The 18,684-nt window shown below is 67.2% G+C and carries 17 protein-coding genes; 1 reads left to right on the top strand and 16 read right to left on the bottom strand.

Going from position 1 to position 18,684, the window contains the following annotated elements; translation table 11 throughout:
• Positions 1-3: 3 nt before the first annotated feature.
• The 15 genes from WMF36_RS35545 to WMF36_RS35475 form a co-directional block, all read right to left on the bottom strand.
• Complete coding sequence (locus tag WMF36_RS35545) at positions 4-1,995, bottom strand: hypothetical protein (RefSeq protein WP_437575252.1); 1,992 nt, start codon at positions 1,993-1,995, stop codon at positions 4-6.
• A 65-nt stretch (positions 1,996-2,060) separates the two neighbouring features.
• Positions 2,061-3,278 carry a hypothetical protein gene (locus WMF36_RS35540; RefSeq protein WP_437575251.1) on the bottom strand — a complete coding sequence of 406 codons (1,218 nt, stop codon included), beginning with the start codon at positions 3,276-3,278 and terminating at the stop codon, positions 2,061-2,063.
• 70 nt (positions 3,279-3,348) lie between these two features.
• Positions 3,349-7,572, bottom strand: a complete 4,224-nt coding sequence (locus tag WMF36_RS35535; RefSeq protein WP_437575250.1) for a baseplate J/gp47 family protein — start codon at positions 7,570-7,572, stop codon at positions 3,349-3,351.
• 51 nt (positions 7,573-7,623) lie between these two features.
• On the bottom strand, positions 7,624-8,061 hold the full coding sequence (locus WMF36_RS35530) for a hypothetical protein (protein WP_437575249.1): 438 nt from the start codon (positions 8,059-8,061) through the stop codon (positions 7,624-7,626).
• A 7-nt stretch (positions 8,062-8,068) separates the two neighbouring features.
• Complete coding sequence (locus WMF36_RS35525; protein WP_437575248.1) at positions 8,069-8,485, bottom strand: GPW/gp25 family protein; 417 nt, start codon at positions 8,483-8,485, stop codon at positions 8,069-8,071.
• Positions 8,475-8,663, bottom strand: coding sequence for a hypothetical protein (locus WMF36_RS35520; protein WP_437575247.1), 189 nt, complete (start codon positions 8,661-8,663; stop codon positions 8,475-8,477). The genes WMF36_RS35525 and WMF36_RS35520 overlap by 11 nt, the downstream gene beginning before the upstream one ends.
• Positions 8,660-10,306, bottom strand: a complete 1,647-nt coding sequence (gene vgrG, locus WMF36_RS35515; RefSeq protein ID WP_437575246.1) for a type VI secretion system tip protein VgrG — start codon at positions 10,304-10,306, stop codon at positions 8,660-8,662. The genes WMF36_RS35520 and vgrG overlap by 4 nt, the downstream gene beginning before the upstream one ends.
• Positions 10,307-10,310: 4 nt before the next feature.
• The gene (locus WMF36_RS35510) at positions 10,311-11,030 is read right to left on the bottom strand and encodes a CIS tube protein (protein WP_437575245.1); all 720 of its coding nucleotides are present in this window, start codon (positions 11,028-11,030) and stop codon (positions 10,311-10,313) included.
• 2 nt (positions 11,031-11,032) lie between these two features.
• Positions 11,033-11,209: a DUF5908 family protein gene (locus tag WMF36_RS35505; RefSeq protein WP_437575244.1), complete on the bottom strand. Its 177-nt coding sequence runs from the start codon at positions 11,207-11,209 to the stop codon at positions 11,033-11,035.
• Positions 11,206-11,682, bottom strand: coding sequence for a phage tail protein (locus WMF36_RS35500; protein WP_437575243.1), 477 nt, complete (start codon positions 11,680-11,682; stop codon positions 11,206-11,208). The genes WMF36_RS35505 and WMF36_RS35500 overlap by 4 nt, the downstream gene beginning before the upstream one ends.
• 102 nt (positions 11,683-11,784) lie before the next feature.
• A complete protein-coding gene (locus WMF36_RS35495) occupies positions 11,785-12,234 on the bottom strand; it encodes a phage tail protein (protein ID WP_437575242.1) in 450 nt (149 codons plus the stop codon).
• Between the two features lie 9 nt (positions 12,235-12,243).
• Entirely contained in the window at positions 12,244-12,717 is a 474-nt protein-coding gene (locus WMF36_RS35490; RefSeq protein ID WP_437575241.1) for a phage tail protein, read from the bottom strand.
• Positions 12,718-12,720: 3 nt separating this feature from the next.
• Positions 12,721-14,067 carry a phage tail sheath family protein gene (locus tag WMF36_RS35485; protein ID WP_437575240.1) on the bottom strand — a complete coding sequence of 449 codons (1,347 nt, stop codon included), beginning with the start codon at positions 14,065-14,067 and terminating at the stop codon, positions 12,721-12,723.
• Positions 14,068-14,079: 12 nt separating this feature from the next.
• On the bottom strand, positions 14,080-14,892 hold the full coding sequence (locus tag WMF36_RS35480) for a hypothetical protein (RefSeq protein WP_437575239.1): 813 nt from the start codon (positions 14,890-14,892) through the stop codon (positions 14,080-14,082).
• A complete protein-coding gene (locus tag WMF36_RS35475) occupies positions 14,889-15,467 on the bottom strand; it encodes a DUF4255 domain-containing protein (RefSeq protein ID WP_437575238.1) in 579 nt (192 codons plus the stop codon). The genes WMF36_RS35480 and WMF36_RS35475 overlap by 4 nt, the downstream gene beginning before the upstream one ends.
• A 337-nt stretch (positions 15,468-15,804) precedes the next feature.
• Here WMF36_RS35475 and WMF36_RS35470 point away from each other — a divergent pair, with 337 nt between their 5' ends.
• The gene (locus WMF36_RS35470; protein ID WP_437575237.1) at positions 15,805-17,148 is read left to right on the top strand and encodes an ATP-binding protein; all 1,344 of its coding nucleotides are present in this window, start codon (positions 15,805-15,807) and stop codon (positions 17,146-17,148) included.
• A 176-nt stretch (positions 17,149-17,324) separates the two neighbouring features.
• Here the strand turns inward: WMF36_RS35470 and WMF36_RS35465 are convergent, their stop codons facing one another.
• Entirely contained in the window at positions 17,325-18,671 is a 1,347-nt protein-coding gene (locus WMF36_RS35465; protein ID WP_437575236.1) for a hypothetical protein, read from the bottom strand.
• Positions 18,672-18,684: the final 13 nt, after the last annotated feature.

Below are 18,684 nucleotides of genomic sequence, written 5' to 3'. Positions count from 1 at the left end.
GTTCTACGAGCTCTGCCCCTCCAGGTTCACGCCCAACGTCGCGGCGAGGACGTCCCGCCGCTTCTGCAACCACTGCCCGTGAGCAGTCCGGAACGCCGCCCAGGCGTCGGCCGCCATCCAGAGGACATACGGCGTCAGGTGCGCCGGAGTCTCCGCGCGGAGGGCCTGCTCGACGAGCTGCTTGAACGCTGGATCGCTGAAGCGCCCCACCCCGTCGGGGAGGACGAACGTCAATCGCAGCGAGTAGGGATCCTTCTCCCGCGCGGCCGAGAGCACCGCGGGAGGCCTCTCCGTGGGCGCGTCCGTCGGCGCCGGGAGCTCCTGAGTCTCGTCGCCCGACATCGGACGGAGCAGGATGTGCTCGACGACGGTGATCTCCTCGTCTCCGGCGAGACCGAGCGAGATGCGGAGCCGCTCCTCCAGCCCCGACATGTTGGCGAGGCCGCCGGGCGCGAGGCAATCGAACCCCGTCCCCCGCGCGCTGCTGATCCGAGGATATCGCTGCAAGAGGCTCTGCTTGCGCCGCGCGCGCTCCGCCTGAGAGCTCGGCGTGGAGGCCGCCTCGTGATCGCCGATCGGCTCGGCGAAGCGGGCCAGGAGGTGATTCAAGAAGCGGTTCTTCCGCTCCAGGGAGGCGACCTCAGACGGGCTCTCCACGAGGTCTCTGAGCCGGGCCCGGTGCCCGTCGTCGAGCGCGCAGATCTCCTCGAGCCGGAGGCCGGGCTGGTCCAGCGCCTGCGTGAAATACGTCCGCGTGTCGCCGCCGTGGGAGAACAGATCCTTGACGTGGGCGAGCTGCGCGAACGAGCTGGCGAGGAGCTGATCGAAGAACATCAGGTACGCCGCGAGCTGCCTCGCCTGCGCCTTGCGCGCGGGCGTCGCCGAGTCCGCGAGCCCCATCTCGCCGATCCCGTAGAGCATCGGGAGGTGCTGCTGCACCGAGGTGTACGCGCCGGCGTTCCGGTCGCGCCCCGCGGGCACCGCGAGCGCGCTGTCGCCCGCGCCCCGGGGGGCGTCCGGCGCGCCCTCCGGCTTCGATTGGGCGATCACCCTCCCGGCGCTCATCAGGGTGATCATCGATGCATCGAGGTTCATCCTCGGGACCCGAGCCGGGTCGACCGACAGGGACCAATCCTCCTTGGCGCCGCCCGTGGAGACGCTGATCCGGCTCACCGCCCGCACCGCCGCGACGCTGGTGATCGCGCGCATCAGATCGGAGGTGTGGATCACGGTCCGCAGCGTCGCGCTTGCCAGCGCCTCGTCGGAGATGAACCCGCGCTCGAGCCGGGGTCCCTCGAACGTCGCGTCGACGCTGGTGCCGGCGTCCAGCGTCTGCGAGAGCGTCGCGAAGGGGACGGGCGGCGAGATCTCGTCGGCGATCGCGCGGCCGATCTCGTTCAGCAGCGCCGCGGGGTTGTCCACCGGCGTGATCTCCACGATGGCCTCGACCTCGATGAGCTGCGGCTCCAGCACCGAGATCTCCGCGAAGTCCTCGCACAGAGGACGGCTCTGGTAGAGCCTTCGAGCGACCCTGGCCCTGACCTGGGTGTCCTGGCTGCGCTCCGACGCCTCGATGAGGACGCGGTAGAGGCCGCGCAGGCGGACCGGCTCGGAGGCGCTGTCCTTGGGCGCGAGGCGGAGCTCCTGCTCCACGGGAAGATAGTAGAGCTGGAGCGCTTCCGCCGTGGCCGGCTCGACCCAGGCGTTCTTGACGCCCTCCACGTCGAGGACGAGCCGGCGGAGATCGGCCAGCGTCACCGGGTGACAGGTGAGGATCTCCGCCGGCAGGTGGAGGCTCCGGTACGGATCGCCTCCGCCGTCGGCGAGCAGATCCGGGATCTCGTACCCGGTGCGGTAGCCGAGATCCGAGAGAGCATAACAGAGCTGCTCCAGGAGGGTGATCCCCGGATCGTGGGCGTTATAGTCCGTCCATTGCCCGCCTGTCATCCGCTCGAGCTGGCGGATCCCTTCCTGGCGCAAGAATTCATAGTCCATCGTACGACTCCGGTCCTCTCTACGCGTTCACCCCGCGCCCGCCCGGCGGGCGACCTCGGGTCGCCTCACAGCTTCATGATGAAGAGAAGCGCGTAATAAGGAGGTCTGTTCTCGTGCGGCGCCCCGCCGCCCGTGTTTTGCGTGCTCTGGGTGGTGTAATTGGGAGTGTCGCCTCGACCGAACGGAATGTTCTGGCCGTCGGGGGTACCGCCGCCGGAGAAATTACTATCGTCTTTGCCGATGCTGGCGAAGGCATCGTGTTTGTGGCTCGGCATCTCGTTGACGGTCAAGGTGTGGGTCGCCTCGCCGCCCTTGGCGCCGACGGGATAGGTGGCGTTGCCGGCCCCGACGATGAAGCGGTCTCTCAGATCAGGGGTGTTGTTGTTGCCGTCGCAGAGCGCCCACCCATCCGGGACGGTCGCGGCGGCCCCGGACCACATGACGATGGTCCCGGTCGGGACCAGCGCGCCCTTGGAGATGGTGCTTTTGGCGGCGAGGATCTCGCCCGTCCCCAGCTTGACGGTGTTGTCGTCGTTGTTGGCGACCGCCACCAGGATCCAGTTGCTCGGCGCCTTGAAGCTGCTGTTGTGCCTCACGATCCGGAGCGTCACCGCGAGGTTGCTCCCCCCGGGCGTGTGGACCGCATACAGGGCCTCATAATAGTTCAATACAACGCCGGTCGCGTCGGAGGCGCGCGCCGCGCCGTCCCAGTCCTGGACGACAGACAGGTTGGCGGCCGACGCACTGATGCTCATGTGTCCGTCGCTGAACGTGCTTCCGCTCTCTGCGCCCATGACGAGGAACCGGCTGGTCCATTTCAGCTTCTGACCGCAGCCGCCCCAGGTCACGGTGCCGCCCCCGCTCAGCGTGGGTTGAGCCTTGGCGTAGTCGTTCGGCGCCCCGCTCATCAGGCCGGTGATCGTGGTCGCGCCCGTCACGGTCAGGGCGCCGTTGATGCCGACGTTTCCGGTCGCGCCATCGATGAAGAGGCGGTTCTTGCCGTCGCCGTCGCCGATGCCGAGGCCCTTCTTGCCGTCGACTTGCAGGCTCAGCACCCAGGCGGGCCTGGTGTCCGTCGCGAAGCTCTCGTAGAGGTGGATCGCCGGCTTGTCGCCGGCCGTCGACGCCGCGATCTGCACCGGCTGATCGGCCGACTTGGCGAGGCCGTCGTCCTTCTGGTTCAGCGCGGCGTCGATGAGATCACTGAAGTTGCCCGCCGTCGGCAGGGCGTTCTTGACGAAGTACGCCTTCAGCTCCGTACGGCTCTTCTTGTTGATTTCCATGGTGTGCGATTGCCTTTCTCACCGAGCGGTCAACACGTCGTCTCGGGCGCCTGAGCATGATCCCAGGCTTCTATTGGATGAAGAAATCGAGCTCCAGCTTCATGAAGTTGATGCCCGTGAACAGCGCCTCTTCGAACAAACCCTCGCGGAGGATGTCGATCAGGTGCTCCCGCGCTGTGGTGAGGACCGCGTCGGGCCTCGTCGTTCCAACGAAGGCTCCGCTCCCGTCGGCCGGGGGCGGCACCCTCTGGAAGCTCTCTCCGTCGTCGCTGCGAAAGAGCTTGATGCCCGCGACGAAGTCCACATAAGGGCGGCGCTCGACGAAATCGACGATGCTGTTGGCGTAGATCCTCCCGCCGATGGCGAGATCGGCGCCCTCGGCGTAGGCCCAGGGGGCGAGGAACCGGTTGAGATCGTCGTTGAGCCGCTGGGTGTAGTAGGCGTCGTTGCCGTCGGCCCGGAAGCGCACGCCGAGGCGCACGCGGACGGCCACGTAGTGGGCGTTCACGACCGCGATCGAGGCGGAGGCGGGGGCCCGCGCCGAGAGGTGCTCCCGCACATCCGCGAGCAGGTTCGCCGGCGCCTTGGGCTCGAAGGGATCGGCCGGCAGCTTGTTCCGGACATCAGGGATGACGACGACCTGGACCCTCCCGGGCTCGCCGAGCGTCGCAGGGACGCACTTGGCGCGGTAGATCTCCGGAAACCGATCGAGGACCAGCCGCTCGTAGTCCCACACCGTGAGCGCGCGCTGCTTGTGGCGGAGGCGCTCGCTGACGCGCGTGGCCCAGGTGTCAGCGCCCTCCGCCGTCCGGCCCCCGTAGGAGGTGTCGGGCTGGCGCACGCCCGCGATCTGCGGGATCGCCGAGCTGAGCTTGGTGATGGTCCCGGCGGGGAGGGGCTCGCCGAAGTGATCCGGCGCATTGTCGTGGTCGACGAAGGTGGCGGACACCGCCTGGGTGTGGACCGCGATGGTGTCACAGAGGCTCCGTGTGTCCCGCTGCACGGCGGCGCGGATCCAGTAGAGATCGCCGCGCAGGCGGGTGCTGGGCTCCACCGGAGCGAGGGCGAGCTCGACGATCCCGGAGTTGATCAGACCGCGCGTCGTATCCGAGATGAGCTGGTGATCCATGGCAATCCAGCGGTCGCCGCTCAGGTAGCTGAAGCGGACGGGCTGCGGCGGCCGATCCAGATTGGCGCTGCCCTCCGCCATCTGGAAGAGGATAGAGACGGTCTGGGGCGGGGAGAGGTCGCGCAGGCCGAGGTAGAGCTCGCCATCGTTCTCGTACTCGGGTAGGAAGGGAAGGCCGGCGCTCGATCGCTCTCTCTCCCCGTCACAGGTGCCGAAGGGATGAACGTGGAACACCCGATCAACGGGTGTTCCGCCCGCGGCGCGCGGCGCGCCGTCGAAACGGAGCTCCAGCGAAGACGCGTAGTCGAGCGTCAGGCTCTTCAGCTTCGGCGTGTAAGGCGGGTTCACCTGGTACGCCGCGGCGTGGACCGTCGCCGGGTTATTGGCGACGGCGACCGACAGGGCGAGCGCCTTGCTCGAAGCCACGCCAGGGTAGCTCCCGTGCTGGAAATCCGGGGCGTTCAGCTCCCATTGCAGGTAGCGCCGAGAGGTCGACAGGTCCTGATCGAGCGAGCCCTCGACGAGCGCCTGGGGGTCGGCCGCGCCGGCCGCGGCGAGGGCGATGGTGACGGCGATCGAGGTCGGATCGGAGCTCTTGGCGCCGAAGAGCGGCGCTGCCTTGGCGAGCTCCGTCGCCCCGCGCCCGTCGATCAAGCTGACCCTGGTGGTGAAGGTGAAGGGGGCAGACGGATAGTTGGCGTAATGGGCTGCGAGGTCCGCCGGCGCCCCCATCCACTGGAAGTTGAAGGCCAGGCTGTCGAGCTTCTTGCCGGCGACCTCGGGGTGTCCGAGCAGGAGGCGTGAACCGACGTCCGGCGCGCTGCCGAACGGCTCGAAGGGCTTCTTCGCGTCCAGCGTCGTCTCGTCGTTCTGGAGCTGGATGGACTTCAGCCCTTGGACCTCCACCTTGACGTGCGCGGACACCATCAGGAGGTCGCCGAGCTCCCGGTAGCGGATCACGTATTTTTTGTCCGCCTCGCTCCAGATCGGCCGGAGCATCAGCCGCAAGACGGGCCACGGGCTGTCTATCCCCGCGAGTCCCGAAGGCGGCGCCGCGATCGGGTCGACGCTGGCCCCCAGGGTCAGCGTGAATCGAACGCCGAGGGGATTGTCCTTGGGAGTCGCGCCGGTCAGATCCTTGTACGAACCGGTCAGCACCTCGACCGAAGAGCACTCGACCCAGCCCTTGGCGGTGCTGAGCTGGAAGAGCAGCGGAGACTCTCCGCCCTGCGGGAAGAGGTCCTCGAGCGAGGTGTGCGCGGGGCTGAATCCCAGGGTGAGCGTGATGATGCGCTGGCCTTCGCCGAGCACCAGCATCGGAGAGCAGAGGGCCCAGCCGAGGACGGGCGCGGGAGCGGGGCCCGCGCTCGAGGAGGGCTGCGCCACCCCGAAGGTGACCCATGCGGGAGCGCCTCCCGCGGTGCCCTTCGGGCGGCTTGATACCGTGGTGGCGTCCTCCGCCGGAAACAGGTTGAACCACTCCTCCTTTTCCGCCGACGGCTCGCCAAGCCGATTGCGCTGGGCGATCTCCAGGAGGGTATAGATCGACTCCCAGTCGCTCGTCGTCGCGGACGACTGGAGCTTGGCGAGATCCGTCTTGCCGAGATAGGGCTCGAGGCGGTCCATCGCGGCGGGGTCGTCCTCCGGGCTCGGGGCCTCGCCCAGCACGTACCGGATCAGGTCCACGAGCCGCGCCGGCGGAGCGCCCTCGTGGAGCCGCCGGAGCTCGTCCCTGCGGTCCTTGCGGAGCTTCTCCCGGTGGGCCTCTTCGAGGATCGAAAATACCTGGTTCCACTCGTTCTCCGGCGTGTCGAGGATCTCGCCCATGGCGATGGCGAAGCGCTCCGCCGGCATGTGGACGTACGCCTCGAGCACCAGCACGCCGCTCCAGTACGGCTCGATACCGTCCGTGCCGACGGCGGCCTTGGCGTTGTCGGCAAAGGCCGTGACGTCCGTGGGCGTGAGCCGGTAGGTCGGATCGTTTCTCTTCTTCTGCCCGGCGCTCTCGAGGATGCGATTGATCTCGCCCCACGCGGCGTCGAACTGCCTCTTCCGCTGCATCATCTGCTCGAAGTCGGCGATCTCGAAGTACAAGGTTCCCTGGATGAACGCCTGGACGTCGACGCGCACCCGGTGCTCGTAGAGATCGTCGACGGTGCTCACCTGGGGGAGCGTGCCGTATGTGAAGGGCCCCACGGCCTCCTGGAGGTTCGCCTCCAGGTCCCGCGAGCTCCGGGCGAGCGTGAACGGAGCGCCCCTCTTCTTCGTGCCGGCGAGCTCCAGCGCGGCGTAGATCTCGATCCACTCGGAGGGCGTCTCGGCGCGCAGCTTCTTCCGGTTCATCAGGTCGCGCAGCGTGGGGGGCGACATGAAGAAGTCGCTCTCCGAGCGCTTCACGAGGGCGAGAAGGCTCGTCAGCTTGGCGTAGTCGACGAGCGCCCCGTCGCCGGGATAGGGCGGCAGCGGATCTCCGATCGCGAGAGCGAACATCGCCTCGCACGCCCGCGGCTTGTCGTTCGCGTAGCGGCTCGTGACCTGGCGGAGCCCCATGCGCTGTCGATCGATGAAGAGAGAGCTGATCTTTTCGACCTGCGCCCGGTTGACGATAAGATCCCGATCGGTCGTGTAGATCCGGGCTCGTCCCAGGCTGTCCGGGCCGGCGTCGAGGAGCGTTCCGCCGGGCAAGAGGACCTCTCGGCCGCCAGAGGCGAGATCGACGATCAGGTTCACCCGATCCGGGATGGGCGGCCTCCGGGCTATCCGCAGGACCTGGCGATAGTAGAAGTCGAGGTGCCGTCCGGTCAGCGTGTTGAGCTCGGCCCGGGATTTCTCGAGCAACTGCAGGAACGCTAGAAAGAGGACGAAATGCGGCCGATAGAGCTCGGGGGCGGCCTCGGGGGTGAACTTCTCGGGGTTCTGGAGGAACGCCGCGACGTCCTCGGGCCGGAGCTTCGAGCCGACGAATCCGCTCCAGTCGCCATCCGGCTCACCGCTGGCATTGTAGTACGTGAGCTCTTTGCCGTAGGCGCGCGCGAACGCCAGGAGCTCCCCGGACGTGCGCTCGTCCACCGAGACGTAGCTGGGATCGAGCGCGGCGAGCGCGCGCCCCGCCTGGCTCGTACCGTCGCGCTCTGCGCCCTCAGGCTCTTTCGACGTGCTCGACATGACTGGCTCTGCCCTTCAACGTGAGTCGGGGATCCGCGTTCGCGGTCCCCTTCAGGTGCCCTTGAAGATCTTGTTGGTCGTGGTGAACATGCCTTTGCCCTGGTACTTCAGGGTCGCATCCGGGATCGGCGGCCCCGGCCCCTTCGGCGGCTGCTTCGCCGGGTTCTGGACCTCGAACGTCGCGTCAAATTGGGTCCCTTTCAGGAGGACAGCCTTGTCGCCGGTCTTGGTCTTCTTCGCCTTCTGGTCGCTCCCGAGGGCGGCGATCTTCAGCGTCCCTTTGCCCGGGATGGAGTACCCCGGAATCACGTAGGAGCAGTTGGCGACCGAGACCTTGCCCTCGTCGCCCTCGACGCAGAGCTTCTTCCCGTTCAGCGTCGCCGGGCCGCTCCCCTCGAGCTTTCCGGGCCTGGGCAGGACGAGCGCGGCCCCGAAGGTGAACAGGAAGATCACCTTGTCGCCGTCGACGAGGATGAGCTTTTTTGTCATGGCGCTCTCACCCCCCGGGGAGGGTCGCCTCCGTGAGATAGAACGGGAAGACCATGTTGAAGCGCGAGTTCGTATCCCTGACGGTGTAGTTGACCCCGATGAGCACGCAGCCCGGCTGGGTGTCGCTCTCCGCGACGTCGATCCGATCGACCTGGATCCGGGGCTCGTGCTCGAGGATGGCGTCCGTCAGGAGCCGCTCGATGGTGTTGATGAGCCCCTGATCCAGCTCCTCGAACACCAGGCTCGCGAGGTCGCAGCCGAACGTCTCCTGCAGGACCCGCTCGCCCGGTGAGGTCCCTATCAGGATCTGCAGGCTCTGCTGGACGTCGGCGGCGCCGGAGACCATCTCCACGTCTGCGCCGCCGCGGCCAAACGAGGGCGGGAACGCCCAGCCTCGACCGAGGAAAGAGCTCTCAGGTAGCATCTGGCTCCTCCGCGGCGGGCTTGGCGCCGAGCTGCTCCCTTGCCTGCTGCTGGAGCTTGGCGACCAGCGCGTAGACCCTGGCGAACTGGAGCAGACCCACCCCTTCCAGGATCAGGTTCACCTCGTCCACTGTCACCGAGAGGTGGAGCTCTCTCACCGCTTCTTCTGATCGGTTCATTTGATGTTGACCTCCTTGCCGGTGATCGTGACCGTGCCGTCGATCTTCAGGTTCAGGTCCTTCTTGCTCTCGATCTCGATCCCCTTCTCGCCCATGGTGATCGAGTTCCCGTGCTGGTCGGAGAGGAGGATCGACTTCGCGCTGTCGTCGATGACCAGCTTGTTCTTGTTCGCCGTCTCGATGGACACCGACGCCTTCTCTTTATCGGGGTCGAGGAGCGTTATCTTCGTCCCGAACTTGGTGACGATCCCGCTCTTGTCGTTCTTCCCGCTGGGTTTTCCCATCACGTCCGGGGGCGCGTTCTTCGACCCGAAGAGGGCCCCCAGGATCACCGGGCGGCGCGGATCGTCGTTGAAGAAGCCCACCACCACCTCGTCATTGGGCTCCGGCCGGAAGAAGTACCCGCGCGCCTCGCCTGCATCGGGCGTGGCGAGCCGGGCCCAGACACCCTTGCCCTCCTTCGCGTCGACCCCCTGGAGGATGACCTTGACCCGGAGCTCCTCGTCGGGATCTTCCTCGAAACCTGCGACGACGCCGATCTGCAGGCCGCTCACCGCGGGCAGGAGCCCGGCCGCCGGCGTGTCGCGGATATCCTCTTTGCGGCTGAACGCTTCGGGCGAGAGCCCGAACTGCACGTCGGTCCGCCAGCCCGACGCGTCGACCCGGTGGCGGAGCCCCGTCACCAGCGTCGTGCCGTTGAAGCGCTTGCCGATCCCCTCGACCTCCATCACGTCGAGGAGCCCGATGTCGGCGAAGCCCGGCACCGCGATCCGCCCGCGGAGCAGCGCCATGCGGCTCCTCGCCATGCGGGCGTCGGCCCAGGCCTGGAGCTCCTCCGCGGCGACGGGGACCGGGTGGGAGAGCGTGCAGGTGCCGTTGCCGACCGCGTCGCCGAGCTTGCCCCCGTCGAGGTTCCCCAGGGTGGTGCGGACGCTCTTCGCCTTGAGGGGGTCGGTGGGCTTCTGCTCCTTGGGATCCCAGGCGACGCTCTCCACGGCTCGGTACTGGTGCTCGGCGTCGGCCTCGATCTCGACGTCGAAGATCTCGCTGATGCCATAATCGAAGCAGTGCTTGGGCGCGTTTTTGACCGCCGTCTTACGGAGCGAGACCTTGCCGTCCTCGACGACCACGAGGAGGCCGAGCGCGCCGGCCCGCAAGAGGATGAAGTCCCAGGGCGTGGAGTGGTATTGCACCATCTCCGCGTGCTCCGGCTTGGGCTCGTCGATGGTGCCGACCTCGACGCTGGCCGCCTCGAGGAGCTCCTTCACGATCGCCTCGTCGGTCATCTCCCGGAAGACGGCGCTCCGCCGCGCGGTGGTCAGCTTGACGGCGGCGTCCTTGATCCCGATCACCAGGACGGAGCCGTCGTCGCCCGCCTCCACCCCGTGCCGCACCACCATGCCCTTGAAGACGCACTGGTCTGCTTCGCCCTCGTACCGGAGCTTGATCTCGATCTTCGCCCCCGGCTCGAAGAAGCCTGTATCGCTGATGGCGAACGCCTGCTTCGCGGCGTCGCCGTCGCGCACGCGCAGCTCCGCCTGGGGGATCCGGTCGACCTCTCTCCGGATGTCGAGGGAGAGTAGCTCGTAGGCCGGGTCCATCGGCTTACCGTTGCTGAGGATGGTGGGAGTCACCGCGGGCATGGCGTCATCTATCCTTGCTGGAGGCGTCGGCGACCAGGTTGGCGAGCGGTGGAAAGAGGATCTGCTGGCCGGGGATCAGGCTCCTGAAGTTGTCCAGGCGGTTCCACCGCGCGACGTCCAGGTAGGCGGCGGACGAGCCGTAGATGTCCCTGGTCAGGAGCGGCAGCGTGTCCCCGCTGCGCACGATCCGGCTGTGGGTCAGATCCGGCGACGTCTTGCCCTCCTCCCTGGCGCGCGCCTTGGCGGCCTTGTCGGAGATCAGCGTCACCTGGAGCTCGGCCCGGAGCGGGGTGCCGTCCCGCTCGAACGCGGTGTACTTGATCTCGGCCGCGGAGAGGCGACAGGAGAAGATCAGCGATCCCCACTCCACGAGAAGGTAATTGGGCTCGTGGATGACCCCGTTGTACCGGAAGGTGACGTCGAGGAACGTCTTGACGCGATCCTTCACGCTCTTCCGCATCGGCGCGAGGATCCCTATCGACTCCACGCCGGTGCCGTCGACCACCAGGGTGAGCGTGAGCGCGCGCGGCTTGCTCCCGCTATACGAGAGCTGCGGCCCGCTGGTGCCCACCCCCTGCTTGGCCCCCCAGGTGATCGCGTAGCTGTCCGAGAATGACGCCGGGTTGAACATCGCCTCGAACGGCGCCGCGCTCGGCTGCCGGCGCGCGGCGTCCTTGAAGGCTTTGATCTTGAGCTTCTCGAGCTTGAAGAGGTTCAGTCCCACGATCATCTCTCCTTTGACGCCCTGAGGACCCGGAGGACCTCCTTGACCGCCGCCTCGATCACGGCCTCCTGCCCGGCGGCCGTGATGTCGGGCGCGGCGGCACGCGCGCGCGGCGCCCCCTCCGGGGGCGCGACGACGGCGCGGATCACCAGCTCTTTGATCTCCACAGGCATGTTCATACCCTCATGATCTGCATCCGGGCGTAGGCGAGCTCGAGCGACTCGATGAGCAGGTCCTTCGGCTCGGCGTCGAGGTCGGAGGTCGACCACTTGACCGGATAGGCTCTGAAGAAGAACCACGCCGACACCGGGATGTACGCCTCGTTGAAGAGGGTCACGAGGACGTTCGAGGGGGCGAATTTGAAGAGGGACATGGCGGCGTCGAACTCGAGGCGCAGCGGCGAACCCACCACCATGCCGCGCTCGAGGACGAGGTTGCCGAACTCGACCCCCGAGGGCAGCGGCTGGGTGTAGAGGTTCTGTCCGCCCTCCGCGAGCGGCGTCGTCTTCACCGTCGCCGAGAGCCCTTTCACCTTCTTGAAGCGGATGTCGAGCGGGTTTGGCACCACGCCGCCGGCGAAGAAGAAGACGCCGAAACGGAAGCTGGCGAACATCTCGCTCTGCGGAGCGAGCTCCGGGATGGCAGCTCTCATGATCCTGACCTCCACCCCTTCGGCCCGGGGCCCGGGGCGCCGCGCGGCAGATCCGCGCAGCGCCCCGGATCTCGGCCGGGGGAACCGCCGTTGTCGCGAACGTCAGAGCCTGACAACGGAGACCTCCCTGACCTGCAGTTCGAGCGTGTCCACGACGACGTCGTTCGTGGCGGCGCTGAAGGTCGGCGCCTTGAGGCTGACGGGGACCGCGACGGCGACCTTCCAAGCGAGCACCGCCGCGCCCGTCGCGTCACAGAGGCTGACCTCCATGCTCCGGCTGTCGTGCTTCTCCAGCCAGTTGTAGAGGAACAGCGGATCTGCCCCGAGGACGGTGCCGCGCTTGCAGGTGACGGGCGTGAACCGCTTGGAGTTGAACGTCTGGATCACGTGGCCCTCCTGGAAGCTCAGGCCGTGCGCGTACGTCACGTGCTGGCGCTCGACCGCGAGACCCGAGAGCTCGGTGAAGCTCATCGAGGTCTCGTCCACCTTCACGCGGAAGTTGTACGCGGCGAGCGGGTAGCTCGTCCGCTGCGTGTCCGTCGACTGGGCCATCGCGCCGCTCTACGCCTCTTCGATCAGGATCGAGTCCGCCATCAGCTCCATGCTCTCGATGGCAGCGTCGTTGGACGTGGCCGTGAAGGTGGGCGCGTCGAGCTTGGTGGGGAAGGCGTTCTGCACCTTCCAGCTGATCACCGCCTCGCCCTTCTCGTCGCAGAGGCGGACGTAGATGTCCTTCTTCTCGACCTGGTTCACCTGGATCGCGCTGATCCAGGCGTAGAGCGTGGCGACGCTGGTCTTCTTGACGAGGCCCTTCTTCAGGGTGAGCGTCGGCGCGGTGCGCTGCGCCGGCATGTTCATCACCACCGGGCCGGGCGCCGCCCCGGCGATGGGGCTCTCCTTGTAGGTCGTCGTCTCGCGCTTGATGCTGAGCCCGGAGATCTCCGAGAAGCCGACCGCGGTGCCCGCGATCTCGACCCGGTAGTTGTACGACGGGAGAGGATACGCGGTGATGATCTCGCTCTTGGTCAGTGCCATGGTCTAGGCCTCCTGCAGCTTGTGAGAGAAGCGAAGGACGACGAACTCGGCCGGTCGCACGGCCGCGATCCCGATCTCGACGATCATCCGCCCCTCGAGGATGTCCTGGCTGGTCATCGTCTTGCCCAGGCCCACGTTGACGAAGTAGGCCGCCGCCGGGGAGGCCCCGGCCAGGGCGCCGCGCTCCCAGAGGCCGTAGAGGAAGCTCTCGATCATCCCCTTGACCTTGAGCCATGTCGTCAGGTCGTTGGGCTCGAAGACCGCGAAGGAGGAGGCCTTTCGGGCCGACTCCTCGATCATGATGAAGAGCCGCCGGACCGAGACGTACCGCCACTCGTTGTCGTTGCCGGCCAGGGTCCTCGCCCCCCACACGATGGTCCCCTTGCCGGTGAACGCGCGCACGGCGTTGATCGATTTACCCGCCGTCGGATCGACGTTGAGGGCGTCCTGATCGTCGTTGGTGACCTTCAGCACCGGCCCGATGACGGCCGAGATGCTGACGTTGGCGGGCGCCTTCCACACGCCGCGATCCCGGTCGACGCTGGCGTAGATGCCCGCGACCGCCGCGCTCGGCGGGAGGACGATCCGCTCGGCCGTCAGCCTGGTCTTGACCTGCTGATAGGTCGCCGTCTGGCTCGCCTTGACAGTGTCGAGGGCGACCCCGGCCGCCGCCCCGATCGTGATGGAGACGTCCGCGTCCGCGTACGCGTAGCTCAGGGAGGTCTGGAGGTACGGGTGGTAGGCGGCGCCGTAGGCCAGGTTGCTCGTCCCGATCCCGTCGCGGAACACGTCGATGTCCTCCTTGCCCGTCTCCGCGTCCTTCTTGACGTCGAAGATCGCAAAGCGGTCACCCAGCTTGTGGCACTGGGCGAGGGCCGCCTGGCACAGCTCGTGGTAGTCCGCGGCGGCGAGGCTCACGGCGTCGGTCAAGACGATCAGCGTCGGCTCGTCCTCCTTCTCGAGCAGCGTAAGGCCGGCGGCGATGTTGTCCTTGGCGGGCGGCGACGTGTAATCTCCGACGGAGACGACATAGCAGCTCCCGCCCCCGTTCTTGAAGTAGTGACTCAAAGCGTAGTACAGCAAGAACCCGGAAGCCGGGCCCCGCGTCACGCCGGTCACCTGGGACTCGGCGTCCACCGTGACCGTGAAGCTCGCGAGCTTGGGCCCTCCGAAGAGCTGCTCGTACTCGAGCAGCGTGTTCACTCGGGCGATCGATGGGCCCTTCTCGGTAGATGGGCTCTTTTCGGTATATCCGATGAAGGCGGGGACCGCGGTGGAGACCTCCGCCACCGAGGGCGGCAGAGTCGATACCTCTTCCACGTAGACACCGGGAGTCTTATAGGCAAACATCGTTCCTCAATCTCAGGGGGTTTGAAAGGGTTGCGCTCGATACTTGACGATCTGAAACAGCAGATCCTCCTTTGCAGGGCTCTGCATCGATGGATTGGGCAGGGGACCCGCTACACGGTCGGGGCCGAGCCGGAGCTCTATGCTCTTCCTCGGCTCCTCGCGCGCGGCGACGGGCTCGTCGGAGACGAAGTACACGCAGCGCATCCCGGGATACCGACTGGCGATCTGCGCCGCTATCGGGTCCACCGGATCGAGGGTCGCGGCGCTGAAGCGCAGCGCGCCTTCGGCCCCGGCGGGCGAGGCGTCCACCACGGTGAGCTCGCCCCCGGCCGGCGCCAGGTCGGTGACGCAGTAGTAGGCCCAGCGCGCTCGCCTGGCCTGGAAGCTGACCTGGAAAGGGGCGGGCCGCGGCGCGCTCCCGGGGCGGATCTCGACGGCGGCGACGATGCCTGGCGGGAGCCGCGGCCGGGCCGGCTCGGCGGGGGCTAGCCCGAGCTCGCCGTCGGTCCCCGCGCCGGCGTCGGTGAAGACCGGCGCCGCGTGCCCGCTGATGCCGGTGAGGTCGGTGACGACGGCGAAGTCGCCGCCCCGGACCTCGATGTAGAAGAGCAGCGTCGCGTCCCCCGGGAGCGGGAGGAAGGGTTGCCCCGCGGCGTCAGTCGGTGAGAGGACGCGGACTCCCTCGGGGCCCGATCGCACGATACAGCGATGATTGCGGAGCAGGCGCGCCGTGTCGTCGCTCGGCTCGATCGCGAGGTCCGGGCACCTCTGGTCCGCGTAGAACGCGTGCTTCAAGAGCACCTCGATGATCGCGACGTGCTTCACTGGTGGATCCTCTGCACCGGCTCGCTGATCTGCGGTGCGACGACGCCGTCCTCGTCCCGGAAGACGACCATCCGGACCTTGTAGAGGAGCGAAGGCTGATAAGAGCTCCGGAGGACGCCCCAGAGCTGGTTCTGCTCGGAGAGGGGGAGCGTCAGCAGCTCCATGGTGAGCTTCTCGATCCTGTCGCTCATCGCCGGTGTGCTCACGTGGTCGAGGACCCGATGGCCCTGGAAGAACTGCAGGATCAGCGAGATGCACCGCAGGCCTTGCTCGTAGTCCTTGAAGCGAGCGGCGAAGAGGACGTAAGCGTTCATCTGGATCGCCGGCTGGACGCGCTGCGTGGTGCCGTCCGCCAGCGTCAACCGGAACGGGTCGGCCGGCCTCAGCGTGTGATCTTCCTCGAGATTGACCAGGAGGAGCGTGACGGCGCCGAGCTTGAGATCGAGGCTGTCCACCTTCTCGCTGTCGAGGAAGACGACTGGCCCCTGGTCGGGCACCGGGCCGCGCCAGCCCGAGCTCGCAGTCAGGTGCTCGTTCACCGTGTTCTTGAGCAGGACGAGGAGGTCGCTGATCACGGCTGACGACCCCTAGAGCTCTGATATCGTGCCGCTTCCATTGGCTCTCATCCTTGAAGATCTTGGGTCATGGCATCCGCGACGCGGGGCCTGAACGTCAGGCTCCGTCAGAGCGGATCGCCCCGATGGAACGGCGCTTCGAGGCCCCGCGGACGACGCCGTGGTCTTCCGTCGGTGCTTGTCTCGACAGCGGTAATAGCCAGGGTCGATCGGGCTGACAACTTAAGGTATTTTAAAGGTGCCTCATTCAGCGGCGTGACCGGGCCGTCTCGTGCCACCGTTCGCGCAGCGGATCTGGAGCGAGGAGGAGCGCCGCGGCTCGACGGGTATGGAGAGGATGACCAAGATCATGGAGAACGCCGCCGACCTTGAGCGGGAGCTGACCTGGTTTCGCAGCGTCCTGGAGGCGCGGATCAAGATCCACTTCGGCGAGGGCGCGACCGAGGGGAGCGTGCTCGACCTCGCGCCGCCCGACCTCGGCGGGTCGAGCTCGGAGTACGCCGGCTTCGTGCGGCGCCATCAGCTCTCCTTCGTCGAGCGCCTCGCCCTGGTGCTCGCCCTGGTCCCGCACCTGCGGCCCCAGCTCCTCGACGTCTGCTTCGGCCGCGACGCCGCCGTGGATCGGAGGCTCACCGAGTTCGGCGGTGCCCAGCTCAGCGCCGACGGCGAGCTCCTGCCCACGGCGGAGACGCTGGCGTTCCTCCTCGGCGGTGACGACCTCGCGGTCCGGTTCTCGGTGCAGCTCCTCCTGGCTCCAGAGCACCTCTTCGCCAGGCACGACGTCCTCAGGCTCGGGGGCGGCGACGAGGTGACGCCGATGAAGGCTCCCCTCCGGATCTCGGAAGATCTGCTCTGCCTCTTCACCACCGGCGAGCCGTGGCGGCTCGGCTGCGGGCCCGGCTTTCCCGCCCAGCGGATCGAGACGCGCCTCGGCTGGGAGGACGTGGTGCTGCAGCCCAGCACCCGCAAGCACCTCGAGGAGATCGAGACATGGATCGAGCACGGAGAGACGTTGATGGCGGACTGGGGCATGGCCGGGAAGCTGCGCCCCGGCTACCGCAGCCTCTTCTATGGCCCGCCGGGCACGGGCAAGACGATGACCGCCTGCCTGCTCGGCAAGTCCACCGGCCGTGAGGTCTACAAGGTGGATATCTCCCTGGTGGTGTCGAAGTACCTCGGGGAGACGGAGAAGAACCTCGGCCGGGTCTTCGACCAGGCCGAGCGCAGGGGCTGGATATTGTTCTTCGACGAGGCCGACGCGCTCTTCGGCAAGCGCAGCGAGACGCGGGACGCGCACGACCGCTACGCCAACCAGCAGGTCTCCTTCCTCCTGCAGCGCATCGAGACCTTCGACGGGATCTCGATCCTGGCCTCCAACCTGCGCGACAACCTCGACGACGCCTTTGCGCGGCGGTTCGAGTCGATCATCTACTTTCCGATGCCGCGCGCCGAGGAGCGCGTGCGGCTGTGGCGGCAGGGCTTCTCACCCAGGGCGAGGCTCGACGGCTCCGTGGACCTGGAGAAGATCGCGCGCGAGCACGCGCTCGCGGGGGGCGCGATCATGAACGTGATCCGCTACGCCTCGCTGCAGGCCTTGAAAGAGGGCGGCCGTCCCCTCACGGTAGAGGACCTCCTGCAGGGCATCCGGAAGGAGTATGCCAAGCAGGGAAAGGCGGGTTGAGCGGACGCCGGCGGCGCCCAGCGCCTCGCGCACGGCGTCGCTGGCGGTCGCCCGCTCCATCACCTTGCCCACCCAGCCGAGGCCGCCCCAGCCCGTCCTCCAGGTGACGATCTGGTTGTCGTAGGTGTTGACGGCGGCCGTGCTGCCCTCGCGCGCCTGGAACGCGCGGAAGGCGCTCAATCCCCCGACGAAGCGCGCTTGCGCTGACTCTCTTCGCGCTCGTCCGAGCCGTCGGCGTTCTTCTTCTTCCTCTTCTTCTTCTTGTCCTTGTCCTTGTCCGTGAACCGCAGCGCTGCGATCACGCGCCCCAGCGTCTTCGCCACGATGCTGCGCTTTACGCGATTTTCGTGCCGCTTGAGCCCTTTCTTCGCCTGCGGCTTGAGCTCCGCGCCCGCCAGCTCCCTGGCGCGGCCCTCCGCAAAGGCCGCCGTCAGCGTGTCGTGGGTGACCATCTGCGACTTGAGGGTTGCCTTGGCTTCGTCGGACAACCCGGCGAGCGCGTGCTCGTAGTGCGCGTCGAGATCCTCCTTGCTCGCCGTCATCTCCCACTGCCGGCCTTTCCACTCGGCGATCTTGATCTTGTCCGACCCCCGCGGCAGCGTGGGATCGCCCGTGCCTGTGTTCCCCCGCTTCGGCACCGATAGATAGATGGCCGTCCCTTCGCCGCCGAGCGGCGTCTTCCCGCTGCTCGGGGCTGCGCACATCTCCTGGATCAGATCCGAGAAGGAGCTCTCGCTTTCGAGTGTCTGGCCGTACTGCGGCATGGTGTTGCCGGTGTAGGGTGGGTCCGCGCTCTTCGCCCTGACTGCGTATCCCAGATCTTTGTATTTTTGGACCAAGGCATTCGTCTCGTCCTGGGAGCCGGTGCCGCGCACGGCGATGTACGCTACGTCTTTGCTGGTCATCGTGGAGGCCATCTCCCTGATGAGTTCGCTGCGCGTGGGATCATTGGCGAGCTTCGCGATGCGCTCGAAGATGCGCGGGTCGAGCGGCACCCGGAGCGTGTCCCGGAGGTCTTGGTTCATCGGCGACACCACGGAGAACAAAAAGGGCACCGGTTTGTCGGAATCACCGTCCTTGAACAGGTAGGGTGTGTCCTTGTAATCGAGCCCGAACTGGCTCACGACCTGGTCCGGCGCAAGGTTCTCCGAGTGCCGCAGAGGTGCGCCGAACCCGTAAAACGCGGGCGGCTTGTTGCCCTTCAGGGACTCGGCGACACTGGCAGGGGGCACGACCTTGGCGAAGGGTTCATCATTGCGCTGGAAGCTCGCGTAGTTTGTTGCGGCCATGGCGGTGATGATCTCGATGTCGAGGTCGCTGTAGGCCTCCGGCTCGGTTTGGCGCATGTCGGCCTTGAACTTCGCGACGAGCCGGTCCGCGTTCTGGGTGTAGGTGGTGAGCTCCTCCGGGGTGGCCGTACCCTTGCCGATGCGGTCCACGAGCTCCTTCGAGATGCCGTAAAGCGTGTCGTACTTGTCCAGGATCTTCCCCTGCGCGACCTGGGCGTATTCGATTTCGAGCATGGTCTCCTCCGTG

The sequence above is a fragment of the Sorangium sp. So ce887 genome (genome assembly GCF_051521455.1).
Lineage (GTDB): Bacteria > Myxococcota_A > Polyangia > Polyangiales > Polyangiaceae > Sorangium.
Note: the sequence above shows the minus strand (reverse complement) of the source record. Positions and strands in the feature narration are given on the sequence as shown.

Excerpts from the sequence above, each read along its gene's own strand:
- WMF36_RS35545 (WP_437575252.1), bottom strand. The coding sequence starts at position 1,995 with ATGGACTATGAATTCTTGCGCCAGGAAGGGATCCGCCAGCTCGAGCGG.
- WMF36_RS35540 (WP_437575251.1), bottom strand. The coding sequence starts at position 3,278 with ATGGAAATCAACAAGAAGAGCCGTACGGAGCTGAAGGCGTACTTCGTC.
- WMF36_RS35535 (WP_437575250.1), bottom strand. The coding sequence starts at position 7,572 with ATGTCGAGCACGTCGAAAGAGCCTGAGGGCGCAGAGCGCGACGGTACG.
- WMF36_RS35530 (WP_437575249.1), bottom strand. The coding sequence starts at position 8,061 with ATGACAAAAAAGCTCATCCTCGTCGACGGCGACAAGGTGATCTTCCTG.
- WMF36_RS35525 (WP_437575248.1), bottom strand. The coding sequence starts at position 8,485 with ATGCTACCTGAGAGCTCTTTCCTCGGTCGAGGCTGGGCGTTCCCGCCC.
- WMF36_RS35520 (WP_437575247.1), bottom strand. The coding sequence starts at position 8,663 with ATGAACCGATCAGAAGAAGCGGTGAGAGAGCTCCACCTCTCGGTGACA.
- vgrG (WP_437575246.1), bottom strand. The coding sequence starts at position 10,306 with ATGCCCGCGGTGACTCCCACCATCCTCAGCAACGGTAAGCCGATGGAC.
- WMF36_RS35505 (WP_437575244.1), bottom strand. The coding sequence starts at position 11,209 with ATGAACATGCCTGTGGAGATCAAAGAGCTGGTGATCCGCGCCGTCGTC.
- WMF36_RS35500 (WP_437575243.1), bottom strand. The coding sequence starts at position 11,682 with ATGAGAGCTGCCATCCCGGAGCTCGCTCCGCAGAGCGAGATGTTCGCC.
- WMF36_RS35495 (WP_437575242.1), bottom strand. The coding sequence starts at position 12,234 with ATGGCCCAGTCGACGGACACGCAGCGGACGAGCTACCCGCTCGCCGCG.
- WMF36_RS35490 (WP_437575241.1), bottom strand. The coding sequence starts at position 12,717 with ATGGCACTGACCAAGAGCGAGATCATCACCGCGTATCCTCTCCCGTCG.
- WMF36_RS35485 (WP_437575240.1), bottom strand. The coding sequence starts at position 14,067 with ATGTTTGCCTATAAGACTCCCGGTGTCTACGTGGAAGAGGTATCGACT.
- WMF36_RS35470 (WP_437575237.1), top strand. The coding sequence starts at position 15,805 with ATGACCAAGATCATGGAGAACGCCGCCGACCTTGAGCGGGAGCTGACC.
- WMF36_RS35465 (WP_437575236.1), bottom strand. The coding sequence starts at position 18,671 with ATGCTCGAAATCGAATACGCCCAGGTCGCGCAGGGGAAGATCCTGGAC.